The organism is Bacteroides sp. AF29-11 (assembly GCF_003602895.1).
GTDB classification, from domain to species: Bacteria; Bacteroidota; Bacteroidia; order Bacteroidales; family Bacteroidaceae; genus Bacteroides; species Bacteroides uniformis.
The window spans coordinates 253,810-269,293 of record NZ_QTLY01000003.1 but is presented as its reverse complement, the minus strand read 5'-3'; the positions used below and the strand labels follow the sequence as shown (position 1 = coordinate 269,293).

Here is a 15,484-nt window from a genome sequence, read left to right as displayed (position 1 = left end):
ACAGAGAAAAAGCTCCGGAACCTTCAACTCCGGAGCTTTTTTTAGCGGTATAATGAACTGTTTATTTGAACAGTTCTGCTACGCACCACATTAGGCGTGCGGTGGTGTGTGTCCAGATTTCCTTGTAAGTGCAGTTATTTTGCATCGGGAAGTAGGGTTCGTCCTCATTTTCGAATGTTTCGATCCCTACGGGTACAGCTCCCACCACATCTCCGGCATAGGCCCCGTAAAGTGGCGGGTAGTCATATCCGTCTCCATAAACGGTACTCATGGCAAAAGGGTTGTAGCCCAATATATACTCTATCTGGCGGGTTGCAATATCCCTTAACGCTTTATCATTGAATAGGCGTGCAAGGATAAAGGCAGCCTTGGCTTTGCCCATGACAACGGCGTGGAATCCCCTGAACTGGTAGGCAACGGGGAAACGGCGCAGGTAGAAGTTCTTTGAGAGAGGGATACCGTTGCGCACTTGTGCATTGTATTCTTCCAGACTGGGAAGCCCTACCTGCTCGCCTTCATGGTACAGATTCTTATAATCGGTATTATCCACCTCGTATACGGCGCTTGGCAGTATGCCATACGGCTCAATCAGTTGTGAAACCCCGCGTAGATAGTCTGCATAGGCTTCACAAGATGCCTGCCACAACGGGGCGTCCGGATGGGTGGGGGCATCTGTCAGTAGCATCGAGAGTCCTTCGGCCATCAAGTGCTCTTGGCTTTGGTGATAATAGGCCAGAATACGCTTTTTCCGGGAAGATTCATAGAAGAAACCTCGCAGGGGGATTTTCCAGTCGGTACGCTTTTCCAACTGTTGGCCCGCCATGACGGTACGTGCCAGCCGGGTTGCCCAGTCCAGATAGTAAACATCTTGTGTAAGGCGGTACAAACGCATGGCTGTGACGGTGGCAAGGGCATAAAGTTCGGTTTCGTTCTGTTCCGTCCTTTGCGTATCCAGCAGGTCGATGGTGAATTGGAAGTCCTCAATGGCACTGTTCCGGCACCACCGTGCAAACACTGGGTCTTTCTTTTCAAAATGAGGGGCGGCGAGTGCGCAACTGGAAGCGGCTTTCAGATTGTCCGTAGGCGTATTTCGTGCTTCTGTCTGCATGTCGTCTTTGTCACCACGGATATTCTTTGTCCAAATGCCGATAATCAGTCCACCCAGTCGGTAGCCGTCACCGAAGCGGGTACGCAGAATCCAGTTCACTCCCCAGCGTGCCTCTTCCAGCAGGCGTTCGTAGAAGATACTGTCTTTGCTTTGTACGGCACCGGCCATTTCGAGGAGGGCGATGCACGATTCGGCTGTATTTCCCGTTCCTTGAGTCAGGTCGGCTGCATCGTGCCATCCTCCGGCAATGCTCATGCTCCGTCCGTCGGGATGATAGGCGAATACATCCTGATGGCATTCCTGATGAATGCCGGGCTGGTCGAAACCGCAACGTTCGGAAAAGAAGAAGTTCAGCGTGTGCCAGGCGGTAGACAGGTAGGCATCATTTCCGATGGGGAAAGGCTTTGATTGTACATCACCGATGGAGAGGAAGTATTGTCCGGGCGTATTGAAACTGCTGAAGTCCAGCACAAGAAATCCTTTGTCCTGCTTCTTGTCTTGATTCAGAGGACTGGCCTTACCTTGATAAACGGTTTGTCCCGTGGCGGCATCGTGTAGGCTGAAAGTCCTTTCCGGTACGTGCTGCACCAAAGCCTGCTTGCGTGCTCCCGGCTTGTATCCGCTGTGGCAGTAGGCCATTGCATCTTTTCGCAGGTCGAATCCCCGGCTGTTTTCCGCTTCTACCTTTTCGATGCGCATGTCGTCTATGTATAGGCTCATGCATTCGCTGGCTCCTGCAGGAGCACCTGCCAGCATGATGTTTACCGAAAAGCCGGTGACACAGTCACGGTATAGGTCCGGTATCTCCCATATGATGTGCTGCCATTTGTTGGGATAGACAGTCTCGAAGTGTTGTCCTTCAAAGCGTCCGGGAGTCGGCATGATTTTCTCCCCTTCATTGTATAGGGTGAATCCGGCAAAGGTCAGATAAACGCCCGGTGCATCCACATATACCCAAACGGAAAAGCGGTTGTATTCCCGCAAGTCTTCCCGGTCGAGGGGACGGATAATCTCCGGGGTGGCGTAATTCCGGTTTGTTGGATTCTTCTTGCCCAAGGAGGCAGGAGTGTCCAGACGGACACTTCCTTTGCCTGAGACAGTGACTTTACGGTCTACATGTATGGTTCCGGGTCCGGTATGGCGCAGAGCACCGAAATCTTCGGCCAGAGGGAGTACCCTGCTTTTCAATACCTCTTTCTTTTCCCACCGCGTCAGTCCGGCGTGTGCGGGATTAGCTTTCATTATGCGGTGCACATGATTGCTTTGCTGTAATTGTTTCTCCAGTTCCGTATCGGGTTTCCACGGAGCTTGTGCTTGTGCCTGCATGCAGCAGCATGCCAGCAGTAGTGTTCGGATGATGTATTTCATGGTATTCAGTGTTTGGTTTTAGGGTAAGCATGAAAAGGAGCCTTGAACTCCGGACGTAATGTATAAGTATCCTTCAGTGGGAAATCTGCGGGAACTTCTTGGGTGACGGCGCCGGTGGCAGCCCATTCGCATCCCCGGAGTAAAGTCACCTGGAAACCGGTGCAGCGCATGGAGTAAGTCATGTTCGGGTCGTTGCCGCAGTGCCCCAGGAGGTCGACGAATATGCGCCCTTTCCCGTAGCTTACTGTCCACATCAACGGTTCATGCCGTCCGCGTTCGTAGGCGGTTGCCAATATTTCCATGTTTCTTACCGGACCGCGTAGGCGGGTATATATCTCGTCCTTGAAGTGTTTCCATTGAGGAGGCAATCCTTGCAGGATAGGATGATGGGGGGCGCGGTGTTCTATGACGGTTTCGTGCTGCAAGCCGTGGTAGCCGGCATACCCCGGAGAGTAGTCGTAGACGTATTGTCCGTCTTTCCAGTACAGATACGGACCGTCCTTTTCGTTTCGTCCGTCCCATGCCCCCATGCCTATTATCTCGTTGTATTCTTTCCAGTCGGCCATCGGGACGACGGAAGAATGTATCACTACCACACCGCCTCCATCGGCAACGTATTTCTCGAAATTCTTGCGTACGGGCTCTGTCCATGTAGCTCCGCCGTAGTTGATGACGATTAAATCATATTGGTGGAAATCGGGTTTGAAGGTAGCGATGTCTCCACCAAAGTCGGGTGTAAAGGCGAAGTCCACTTTGAACATTCCGCTGTTTTCCAATATCTGCTTCATGGCTTCGCAGGCGCCTTGCCAGTAATGGCTGCCGTCCTGCCCGGCTATCATCATGGTTTTGATTACTTTCTTTTGCTGTGCGTGTGTGTGCGAGGCAGCTCCTATATAAATAAGGAGTACCAGGATAAGTGTCAGTCTTGTTTTCATTTTCCGGAAGATTTAAAGTTTTTGCCAGTAGGGTTCCATTCTATACGGTCGTAGCAGCGTGTGGTGCGCAGATTGTAACCTTGTTCGTCTACGCTGAACTTTCCGTCTTTGAAGTAGGATATGTAGAGCTCGGAGATGCCGTCCTTGTTGCGGTCTTCTACAAGGAGATTGTACTTGTCGGTGACATAAATCTCGTCGGAAATGTATTGTACTTCTTTGGTATAGTTGTCTACGATTGCATAGTAGGCCTTGAAAAGGTCGAAAGTGGGGTAGTGTCCGTTGTCACGTCCGAAAAGCATTACTTCTTCAAGGGCATCGTCCCCGTCCATATTGGCAAATACGGATTGCTGAAAGGAAAATCCCGGTTTTTGTACTTGTGGAGGGATATTGTCCCATCCTTCCTGATGGGCTGTCACTGAAAATTGCGCTTGTGCATGGATGACGTACACCAGCGCCGACAATAGGATAATCAGTTTTCTCATTGCGTGCATTTTGAGGTTATGATAATAATAGGGTTGCTTCTTGCTTATATGACCGGTGGCCCGGAGTTTTCCCTAACTTTTTTTAGAATAATTAATGAATACGGGATGTATAGGGACTTAGTGCCTCTCCCATCAGGACTGAACCAGTCTGACCCGTATACTGAGAGGTCATAACATCCGCATCCTTTCCATTAATACACCCGGATGTTTTGGGGTAATACATCCGGGTGTTTTGGGTGAAAACATCCCCATGTATTGGGGTAAAACATCCGGATGTTTTGACCTCTCAGTTCTATACTCTTTAGGGCTAAGTCCCGGTGTGTAGCCGACAAGGTATAGGGGACGTTCCGCTTATGTATGGTCTTAATGCGAGGTGAGCAGGTGCATCAATATCAGTGGCAGATAATCTTTCAGCTTGACCCTTAAAATCTTCAAAGCCTGCTGAATGCGGTAGTCTACCGTTTTTGGGGAAACGTTGAGTAGTTCGGCAGCTTCCTTGTAACTCAGATTCTGGAAACGATGCATGATGAAAGCTTCCCTATAAGTAGGCGGCAGTTCGTTGATGGCCCTTTGTATATGCTTGCTTAATTCGTTGATTTGATAGATATCCACCTCCTGCAGCATGGTGAACATTCGTTCATAGTAAGCGGTGTCTGCCCGTTGCTTCACTTCATTTTGGGCAATCCGGGTCATGCAACGATGGTAGACAGCCTTGAACAGATATTGCTTGAGCGAATATTCGATAATGGGTCTTTCGCGGTTTTCCCAAAGCCATAGCATGACGTCCTGAACAATCTCTTCTGCATCTTCCAACCGGACAAAACGATAGCAGTAGGTGCAGAGCACAGAATAGTACTTTTGAAATAACACATCAAAAGCACTTCTATCTCCTTTTTGTATGGCGGATAATAAAGATGTATCTTCCAATGGTATGTTTCTCATAGGGTGGGGGTTCATTATTGTTGGGCAAAAATAGCTTTTTTTCCCATTATAATCTAAGTGTATAAAATATTTTTAGCTTTTTGTTTAGGAGTTCTTTTCGCCCGTTTGTCTTTTGATTAAAGCTAGCAATAAAAATTATGGTAAAAAGAGAGGGAATGGAGGATCTGCTTCTCAGGTATTATGAAGGAGAGACAACGGAGGATGAAACTGCTCTGGTAGAGGAGTGGCTGGAGGCATCGGAAGAGAACCGCAGGACAGCCCGCCAGGTTCAGACACTCGGTCTGGCAGCGGACATGGCGCAGATTTCATCCAGGCTGGATGTAAAGAAGGCCTTGGAGGATGTACATCGTAAGATGAAACAGAAAAAGGTCAATAGGTATCAGGTATTATTTAGAGGGATGCAACGGGCGGCCGCCATTTTATTCATCCCTTTGATGGTATCGTGGTCTATCCTTTATTGGGACAAGGATAAAGAAGAGATACATATGATGGAAGTCAGGACAAATCCGGGAATGACTACTTCTGTCGAATTGCCGGATGGAACGGAAGTCGTTCTGAACTCGTCGTCGTCGTTGCGCTATCCTTCCCGGTTTGCCGATGATAAAAGGGAAGTGAAGTTGGTGGGTGAAGCATTCTTTTCTGTCGCAAAAGATGAAAAGAAGTTCATTGTCGGCACGCTGAACAATTCCGAGATAGCGGTACATGGAACGGAGTTCAACGTAGAGGCTTACAAAGGGAGCAGGACGGTACAGACCACTTTGGTTTCGGGTAAAGTCAGTTTCTCCTATGTGGATAACGGCAGGAGGAATAATGTAATGATGATACCGGGGCAAAAGGTTATTTATGATATAGTGCGGGAAAAGGTCGTTGTGAAAGAAGTCAATGTAGACGTGGAAACATGTTGGAAGGACGGACGCTTGATTTTCAGGAACACTCCGTTTGAAGATATATTGAAGAGTCTGAGCAAAAGGTATAATGTGGAATTCATTCTGAAAAAGGCTTCATTGAAGCAGAATTCCTTTACGGCTACATTTACCAAACAACGTTTGGAGCGAATATTGGAGCACTTCCGAATATCCTCGAATATTCATTTCAAGTTTGTTGAAGATGGTGATGTGGATGCCGAGAGACAGGTAATAGAAGTTTATTAACCCTTTAAAAAGTAGTATGATGAAACACAAGTCCGTTTAGAAAAACATGCAGGAAAATGTTGGCGCATTTTCCTGCATGAAACACAGTAACTTTTAAATATCTGTTTGGCGACAGATAAAGTAACTTTATTTTTTCACTAGAAATCAATACAAAATTATGAAAAAACACTATTGTATCCAATCATTTAGGGCAAAAAGTGTCCTGATGAGATGCATGAAAAAAATTCCTCTTGCTATGAGATGCACATTATTTATGTTGTTTTGTTTGGTTGGTATGACTTTTGCCAATGAAGGTTATGCTCAAAAGACAATGGTAAACATTACTCTTGAGAACAAGACTGTTGATGAAGTACTGACGGAGCTGGAACAAGGTACCGAATTTGTTTTCTTCTACAACAACAAGCAGATTGACGTTAAGCGCCGTGTATCGGTCCGGGCAAATAACAAAACCATATTCAAGGTTCTGAACGATGTATTCAAAGGAACCAATATAGGCTATAAGGTATTGGACCGTAATATAATCCTTTATGATAAAGCTGTAGGAGCTGATGGGGTACAGATGGCTTTGCAGGCTGCGACGGTGAAAGGTTCTGTGGTCGATGCAACCGGTGAACCGGTGATTGGTGCCAGTATCCTGGTGCAGGGAACTACCAACGGTGTCATAACAGACATTGACGGTAATTTCATTCTGACCAATGTGGGCTCTGATGCTACTCTTATAATAAGCTATGTAGGTTATAAGACACAGAACATAAAGGTTGCAGGCCGAAATTCGTTCAAGATAGTTTTGGTAGAAGATGCTGAGATATTGGATGAAGTGGTTGTTGTAGGATATGGTGTACAGAAGAAAGAATCACTGACCGGTGCCATTGCAGCCATTGGCGCTGATGAAATAGCTACGACCAAGACCGAGAATCTGATTAGCAATATTCAAGGTAAGATGCCGGGACTGTTGATTCGCCAGAAAACCGGAGAGCCGGGAACTTTCGACAATATGGTGAGCATTCGCGGTTATGGTGACCCGTTGGTGGTAATTGACGGCATCACACGTGAAGGTACCGAAGAACTTGCACAGCTGAATTCTGAGGATATAGAAAGTATCTCTATTTTGAAAGATGCTTCTGCCGCTATTTATGGTATGAATGCGGCCAATGGCGTAATCATTGTTACTACCAAAAAAGGTGTAGCCGAAAAGACCCGGGTATCTTACTCCGCATTGTTCGGTATGAAGAATGCCACGGGTATGGAAGAAACGGTAGATGCTTATACTTATCGCATGTTGGCCAATGAAAGGGCACGTAATGACCAGGCTGCCCCTGAATACACCGACGATATTCTGGAACTGTATAGAACCGGGGCTAAGGGTTATACAGACAATAACTGGATTGACATGTTTATGAATAAACTGGCGTTCCAGCAATCGCATACTGTTTCTGTGAGAGGCGGAACGGATAAGGTGAAGTATTATGTGAGCTTCGGCTATAATGGCGATAATGGTTTGCTGAAGAGTGGTATCCAATACTATCATAGATATAATCTGAGAAGTAACCTGACTGCAGAGCTTACGAAAGGGCTGAAACTGAATGTGAATCTGTCCGGACGTTGGGATGAAACCCAAAGGCCGAGAGAGGATTTTATGTGGACTTTTAAGACTTTGATGGTTAATGACCGTGGTATCGGTACTCATACGATTGACAATCCCAATCATCTCTCTGCAATCGGTCCTGAAAACAAGAATCCTTTTGCGTTGGTTGATCCGGATATAGACGGTTATCGCAAGAACAGAGGTCTGACGTATTCTGCCGATGTGGAATTGAATTGGCAAGTTCCTTTTGTAAAAGGGATGTCATTGAGTCTTTTGGGGTCATTTGACGGTAACAATCGTAACAACTCTTCTTTAAATCGTTCTTATCCGTTGTATGATTATTATACAGATGCGCCTGCCGGTACGGGAGGTAGTACTGACGCTTATTCCAATACGATGAGAATATATCAGAAGATTTATGGTAGGGTGCAGGCTCAATATATGCGTTCTTTCAATCAGCACAATTTGAATGTGACAGCTGTGGCAGAGTTGAGCAGTACACGACGCGATGAATTATCCGGTTCCCGGCAATATTCAGAGTTGTTTACTAATGATATTTTGAATCAGGCAAGTCCGGGTACAGCTACCAATTCAGGGTATCGTAGTTTTGGCCGTTTGGCAGCCTATCTGATGCGTGCGAACTATGATTATGCCGGTAAATACTTGTTGGAGGTAGTAGGACGTTATGATGGTTCTTATCGTTATGCTCCTTCTAAGCGTTGGACGTTCTTCCCGTCGGTAAGTGCCGGATGGCGACTTTCGGAAGAAAGTTTCATCAAGGACAATTTGCCGTTTATTACTAATTTGAAAATCAGGGGTTCTTTTGGGCAAAGTGGATATGATGCCGGTGATCCTTTCCAATATGTATCTGCTTATAATTCAGCTTCTAATGGTTATGTTTTTGATGGTGCCAGCCAGATTATGGGTATGGTAGCTCCTGGTGTAGTGACTGACCGGCTTTCTTGGGTTACATCTTCTATTTCCAATGTAGGTCTGGATTTTGACTTATGGAACGGTAAGTTGAGTGGTACTATCGAGTGGTTCAATCGTAAGAATGAAGGCATTTTGGCCGACCGTGCACAATCTGCTCCTGATACATTTGGTGCAAGTTTCCCGAAGGAAAATCTGAATTCTAACCGGAACCGGGGTTTTGAGATTGAATTGGGACACAGAGGACAAATCGGTAAGGACTTCTCATATTCAGTAAGTGCTAATTTTACGTATGCCCGTGAAAGAAGTCTGCATGTGGAACATGCAGAATATACCAGTTCTATGGATAGATGGCTGAATGGAAAGGAAAACCGTAACAGTAATGTGATGTGGTTGTATAAATACGATGGCCAATATACTTCTTTGGAACAGTATGAAACGGCTCCTTTGATTGGTGGAAACTTGGGTAACTCTAAGATGCTTCCGGGTAGTTACAGATTGCTTGACCTGAATGGTGATGGCAGGATTAACAGCAGTGACCGTGTTCCGGAGTTTTGGGCAACCGGTGCAAATCCTCCTATCCAGTATGGGTTGACTTTGGCGGCTTCTTATAAGAATTTTGATCTCAATATGCTGTTTCAAGGAGCTTCCGGTTACTCCATCGGATATGCCAATGATGATGTTTGGGGATATGGTGGCAAGACAAATAAATCTTATTTAATTGCGAAATATGTAGATCGTTGGCATCCTGCAAATATAACAGATGATCCGTATAATCCTGCCACACAATGGGTAGCCGGCTATTATCCGGCATTACGCCACAATTTCTCCAATACTTCGGATAATGGTAGCAGATGGAATTATGGTATTTCCGTTTGGCTTCCGCAAGCTACTTATCTCCGTTTGAAGAGTATGGAGATCGGTTACAATCTGCCAAAATCATTTATGAAAAGAATCGGGTTGAACAGTGCCCGTATCTTTGTCAATGGTTCAAACCTGCTTACGTTCTGTAACAAGGCTTTGAAGGATGCTGACCCCGAACGTGAGGAAAGGGATTGGGGAGCCAACCTGGCATATCCGTTGATGAGAACTTATAACTTTGGGTTAAACATAAACTTTTAATTCTGAAATACCATGAAAAAAAATATTTTATCGATATTCTCATTATGTGCATTGATGGGATTGTCCGGTTGTAATGCCTTCTTGGAACTTGAACCGCTGGATAAAGTGTCTCCCGAGCAGTTATTGGAGACAGAAGGTGGTGTAAAGGCACTATTGGCAAACATATATACCATGATTCCTATGGAAGATTTTAATTATCGTCCGAACGCTGGTTTTAATCAACGCGGTTATGATGGTGTGAATGAAACTACTAATTTGGCATTTCTCACCGACGAAGCTACCCGTAGTGACGGAGGAGTGGGTATAGGTTACGAAGGATTCAATTATTGGCCCTATGGAGATATTCGTCAGGTGAATATTTTTATGCAGAATGTAGAGAAAGCCAAAGAAGCCGGAACAATTTCTGTTGCAGATGCGGATCGTATGACTGGTGAAGCCCATTTTGCACGTGCTTATATGTATTATGGGCTTGTAAAAAGATATGGCGGCGTTCCTCTGATTGACAAAGTGCAGGACGATGATTATGCCAATGGTGGACCGGGTGCTGTGGCAGTTCCTCGCAGTACAGAGTTGGATACTTGGAAATTTGTATTGAATGAGTGTACCCTTGCTGCTGCTACTTTGCCCGATGCGACTTCTGGTTCGGATTTGTATCGCGTAACCAAGTGGGCAGCTTATGCGTTGAAGTCAAGAGTTGCACTTCATGCAGCTTCTGTAGCCAAGTATTGGAATCTGGCACCTTTGGCTGGTGAGGCTGTCACTCAGAAACTGGTGGGTGGAATGACTTCTGCCGATGCCGATGCATTCTATAAAGAATGTATTGAAGCATCTAAGTTCCTTATAGAGAATTCCGGTAAATCTCTTTATAAGCCTGCTCCGGCTACTGTTAAGGAGGCTGCATCAAACTTCCAGGCCTTGTTCCTGAATGACCAGAATGAAGAGGTCATTTTCAGTAAAGCGTATCTTAATGGAACAACCAATACTAATCAGGGACATAGCTATGCCCAGTTTAATATCCTTCCTCAAGTCAATCCGGGCGCTCTGAAATATGGACGTTTCAATCCGATGTTGGAAATCGTTGATTTGTTTGAAGATTATACGGATGACGGCATGGGAAAAAGTGCAAAGATTGTAACTCGTACGGATGGGAATGAAGATGCTTATATCGCTAATTTCCATAATATGAATAATGCTTCTGTAGTGAACACCTTGATGTCGGTACCTTTTGTTAAATACAACGATTTGTATGAACCGTTTGCCAACAAGGATGCACGTCTGCTGGCAAGTGTGGTTGTGCCGGGTTCATCTTATGCCGGCACTGAGATTATTATCCAGGGCGGATTTATCAAGGACAATAATAGCTATGTGGCTTATTCAAACGAGTCTACTCAGAAAAATGGAACAACATATTATGCTTTAGGAGCCGAAGGTGAAACCATGTTCTCCGGATTTAATAATGTGAACAGTGGTGAGGATGCCAATTGGACTGCTACAGGTTTTGGAGTCCGTAAGTATATGCCCGAGGGCGAGAGCATGTCTCCCGACCGTCTTTCGTCCACTACCTCTTATATTGATATGCGTTTGGCAGAAGTCTACCTGAATTATGCTGAGGCTGTTGTGGAAAATGGTAGTGGATTTGGCGATAAGGAATTGGCTGAGAACTATTTGAATGCTTTGCGACGTAGAGCCGGACATACCGACCGGATATCTTTGACATTAGAGAGTGTTTTGAAGGAACGTCGTGTGGAGATGGCGTTTGAAGGAAAGCGTTTTTGGGATATGAATCGTCGTAGGGAATTCCATACTGAGTTCAGCAATAATAGAATTCGTAAAGCTTTGGTGCCGATGCTTGACTTGCGTGGTGCAGAGCCTAAATATGTCTTTGCAAGGGTGAACTACTTTGGTGACGAAACAAGAGGAGGGCGTACTTTCCAGAACATCAACTACTATAGGGGCATACCTAATATTGCCACGAATGGTTTAGTTCAGAATCCAGGTCATTAATTTGAATAATATTAAGTAGAAAGTTATGAAAAAGATATTGTTATTTGTGTCATGCTTCTTATTTGCATTGACATCTTGTGAAATTGATAATTATGAGGGACCGGATGCTTCCATACATGGTTCTATCCTTGACGAACAGACAGGTGAACTTGTAGGTTCTGATATGGAAAACGGTAATGCAATTAAAGTGAGGGAGCATGGATTTACTAATGCTACGGATCAAACCTGGTATATCACAAATACCGGAGAATACCGTAACAATATGGTTTTTGCCGCCACTTATGATGTTCGTTTTGAAAATGGGAATTTTTATCCATTTGAAGTGAAGGATTTTGTTGTTAAGTCAGGGGATAATGTGTATGATTTCAAGGTTATTCCTTATATTCGCGTCAAAAGTCCAAAAGTAGAAAAGAATGGCAATGTGATTACTGCTACATTCTCGTTGGAAGCTGGTAAACAAGAAGTGAAATTGAAAGAGATTCAGTTGTTTGCTTTTTCAGATATGTGGGTAGGTAACAATGTGAAATTGACGTTGAATGGAGGGACTGATAAGCAAGTGTTTAGTCCGAGTACTGCTATAAATAGCGCTGATATTTATACATTGTCCATCGATCTGGGACAAAATGCTGATGTCTTGAAATACAGCAAGAATTATTATTTCCGTATTGGCGCTCTGGCTGATGTTTCGGGTGTGGGTACTGTACGGCATAATTATGCGCCGGTAGTAGTTATAAAATTGTAATTTATAGCAGAGGAAGACGTTCTGCTTGACGGCAGAACGTCTTTTTTTATCCATACATTAAAAATAAGACCATGAAGAAATTGAACACGATTATTTTAATTTTGCTGGGGATGATATGTACTCAGTTGTATGCTGTACAATTGAATTCGATTTATCCTCTAAAACCCAATGACTCCGAAGCTTTTTATTTCACTCCCGAGAACTATCCTATAAAGGCGGATGGAAAGATGGATGTATCGGATGCTTTGCAGGCAGCGATTAATCAAGTGAAGAAAGAAAAGAATTTCGGAATCCTTTTTATCCCTGAAGGTAAATATAAAATCAGCAAGACCATTTATATTCCTACGGCTATTCGTTTGATTGGCTATGGAAAGAATCGCCCGGAATTTATTCTGGCTAAGAATTCTCCGGGTTTTCAGGAGGAAGTAGCTGATGATAAAGGAAAAGCTAAATACATGTTCTGGTTTACGGGAGCCGTTGTCAAGGAAGGTGAGAAACCCCGTGATGCCGGTGCCAGTACGTTCTACAGTGCCATGTCGAATATCAACTTGCGTATAGAAGATGGCAATCCGCATGCAGTGGCGCTACGCACACACTTTGCCCAACACAGTTTTATCAGTTATGTGGCCGTATACATAGGTAAAGGCAAGGCTGGTCTGTTCGATGTGGGCAATGAGTTGGAAAACGTTGCTTTTTACGGGGGAGATTATGGCATTTATACGACAAAAGCTTCTCCCGGATGGCCGGTAATGATGGTCGACTCTTATTTTGAGGGACAACGTGTAGCTGCTCTTCGTTGTCAGGAGTCCGGTTTGGCAATGGTGAATCTGTATGCCAAGAATGTTCCGGCTGTATTTGATATTGACCCTAATTATTGCGACAAGTTATTTTTGGAAAACAGCTATTTTGAAAATGTAAGTGGTCCGGCAGTGGTGATTACCAACGAGAACAACAGCAACAATCAGATAACCTTCCGCAATGTATATTGTAAGAATGTACCGACCTTGGCGAAATATACCCGTAGCAATACGGCCACCCATGTTGCTCATAAAATCTATAAGGTAAAGTCATACGACCACGGCTTGCAGATGGATAACATGGTGGATATGCCGGAATATGAAACGTTGGTTGATATTGAACCGATACAGAAGATGCCGGTTGCCCAACTGATGGACATCCCTGCACTGCCTGCAATGGCAACATGGGTAAATCTGCGCGAACTCGGTGCAAAGGGAGATGGGGAAACGGATGATACGAAGGCCATCCAGGAGGCTATTGACAAGTATGATAATATCTATGTACCCCAGGGCTGGTATCGCATTACCGAAACTTTGAAGATGAAGCCCGATACCAAGTTGATAGGCCTGCATCCTTTTGGCACTCAGTTCCAGCTGGACGAAAGTACTGCTGCATTCAGTGGTTTTGGCGGTCCGAAAGCGATGGTGGAATCTTCGGAAGGCGGTGCAAATATGCTGGTGGGCATTGGTATCAATACCGGCGGTTATAACTATCGTGCTGTAGGTGTGAAGTGGATGGCAAATGCAGATTCTTATATGAATGACGTGAAGTTTGTAGGCGGGCATGGTGGTTTATGGAAACCTAAACCGGGTGTTGAGGAACCACGTGGCCGGTGGAACAGACCGGCTCGTATCAGTTCTCCCGATAATCCGGTAGCGGCTTCGGGCATGGACCTTGCTTGGGACAACCAGTATTGGAGTCTGTGGGTGACCAACAACGGTGGCGGCACCTTTAAAGACATCTGGACAGCAAGCACATATGCCACCAATGGTTTCTATGCCAACAATACTTCTACTCCGGGGCGTATCTATGCCGTGTCCATCGAGCATCATGTAAGAAATGAAGTACGTTTCAACAAGGTGTCCAACTGGAAGGTGTATTGCATGCAAACCGAGGAAGAGAGCCGCGAAAGTACCGATTGCCAACCGATAGAGATGGACGACTGCAAAGATGTGACCTTTGCAAACTTGTATATGTTCCGCGTTATCCGTGTCAATGAACCGTATCACAGTTCTGTACGTATCCGCAATTGCGAGAACATCGCATTTCTGAACCTGCATAACTATTCTCAGATTAAATATACGAATAACATTGCAGTGTTCGATGTCAACAAAGACATTGACATCCGCCCGTGGGAACTTTCTCGCTTGATTGTAACCGGAAAAGAACCTCATCAGCAACCGTTAGGCAATGAAATAGGTAAGGTGAACCAATTGGCTTCCGATTTGGAATTTGCCGAAGGCATTGCGCGCGACAGTAAAGGTAACATTTACTTCTGCGACCATCGGATGCGTCGTATCTTTAAGTGGTCGGTAGAGACAAACAGCTTGTCGCTGCTGGCAGATTTCCCGTGGAAACCCTCCAATCTGGCTTTTGATTCAGAAGATAATCTGTTGGTATTGTTCAGATATGATGCGCAGCCGGGCTATCTGATTAATGGTAAGCCGGAGGAAATGCCGGTAATGCCTGATACAAAAGGTACTTCTTTCAGCGGATATGGTAATTCCGCATATACAATGAGAGTCTACTCCATTGACCCGGAAAATCCGGAAGAGACCATCAAACTGTTGCCGCGTGTTCCGATGGGTCAAGTGAAGAACGTGTATAAGGCTCTTTATCCTTCTAACCGTTGGAGAGACTTCCACGATTTCAATGCGGTGTCGGTCTATGTTCCTGAAATGTGCTTCCTGGCACCGGATGGAAAAACTATCATTCCTCATTATTTCGACTTGTCACGTAGTTCTTCCCTGCTGGAAGCCTATCCGGGAAAGCCTTTCTATACCTCTGATGAATATGACCGCAGAATGGTGAAGATGGATGTGGCCAATGACGGCACGCTCTCTAACTTGAGCTATTTTGTGGAGCAGGGCGAATTTGGTTCTGCTGTAGATAAGGAAGGGAACTTGTATGTGGCTGACGGAGAAATATATGTATTTGATAAGGATGGCAAGAAGAAAGGGATGATTCGTGTTCCCGAACGTCCGTCCACATTACAGTTTGGCGGTAAGGATGGCAATACATTGTTTGTCACAGGCCGTTCCAAGTTCTTTGGTGTACGTATTAAATAAGGAAAATCCATATTAAAACAATCTGTGTA

At 45.1% G+C, this 15,484-nt stretch carries 9 protein-coding genes; 5 read left to right on the top strand and 4 right to left on the bottom strand.

The genetic code is table 11. The features are described from left to right. Nucleotides 1-61: 61 nt before the first annotated feature. The 4 genes from DWZ03_RS06590 to DWZ03_RS06575 all read right to left on the bottom strand — a co-directional run bounded on the left by DWZ03_RS06590 (nt 62) and on the right by DWZ03_RS06575 (nt 4,835). Nucleotides 62-2,476 (bottom strand): glycoside hydrolase family 9 protein, encoded by a 2,415-nt coding sequence (locus DWZ03_RS06590; RefSeq protein ID WP_120129317.1) that lies wholly within the window; start codon nt 2,474-2,476, stop codon nt 62-64. Between the two features lie 5 nt (nt 2,477-2,481). Further along, on the bottom strand, nt 2,482-3,411 hold the full coding sequence (locus DWZ03_RS06585; RefSeq protein ID WP_005831979.1) for a ThuA domain-containing protein: 930 nt from the start codon (nt 3,409-3,411) through the stop codon (nt 2,482-2,484). Next, nucleotides 3,408-3,902, bottom strand: a complete 495-nt coding sequence (locus DWZ03_RS06580) for a hypothetical protein (RefSeq protein ID WP_005831978.1) — start codon at nt 3,900-3,902, stop codon at nt 3,408-3,410. The genes DWZ03_RS06585 and DWZ03_RS06580 overlap by 4 nt, the downstream gene beginning before the upstream one ends. 354 nt (nt 3,903-4,256) lie before the next feature. Next, complete coding sequence (locus DWZ03_RS06575; protein WP_117962750.1) at nt 4,257-4,835, bottom strand: RNA polymerase sigma-70 factor; 579 nt, start codon at nt 4,833-4,835, stop codon at nt 4,257-4,259. Nucleotides 4,836-4,972: 137 nt separating this feature from the next. On the opposite strand from DWZ03_RS06575, the gene DWZ03_RS06570 reads away from it, so the two are divergent. The 5 genes from DWZ03_RS06570 (at nt 4,973) to DWZ03_RS06550 (ending at nt 15,455) form a co-directional block, all read left to right on the top strand. After that, a complete protein-coding gene (locus tag DWZ03_RS06570) occupies nt 4,973-5,986 on the top strand; it encodes a FecR family protein (protein WP_120129314.1) in 1,014 nt (337 codons plus the stop codon). Between the two features lie 235 nt (nt 5,987-6,221). Continuing rightward, the gene (locus DWZ03_RS06565; RefSeq protein WP_120129490.1) at nt 6,222-9,623 is read left to right on the top strand and encodes a TonB-dependent receptor; all 3,402 of its coding nucleotides are present in this window, start codon (nt 6,222-6,224) and stop codon (nt 9,621-9,623) included. 12 nt (nt 9,624-9,635) lie between these two features. Further along, nucleotides 9,636-11,627, top strand: coding sequence for a RagB/SusD family nutrient uptake outer membrane protein (locus tag DWZ03_RS06560; protein ID WP_044467590.1), 1,992 nt, complete (start codon nt 9,636-9,638; stop codon nt 11,625-11,627). A 25-nt stretch (nt 11,628-11,652) separates the two neighbouring features. Continuing rightward, complete coding sequence (locus DWZ03_RS06555) at nt 11,653-12,369, top strand: DUF3823 domain-containing protein (RefSeq protein WP_005831972.1); 717 nt, start codon at nt 11,653-11,655, stop codon at nt 12,367-12,369. Nucleotides 12,370-12,440: 71 nt separating this feature from the next. Further along, on the top strand, nt 12,441-15,455 hold the full coding sequence (locus DWZ03_RS06550) for a glycosyl hydrolase family 28-related protein (protein ID WP_120129312.1): 3,015 nt from the start codon (nt 12,441-12,443) through the stop codon (nt 15,453-15,455). Nucleotides 15,456-15,484: the final 29 nt, after the last annotated feature.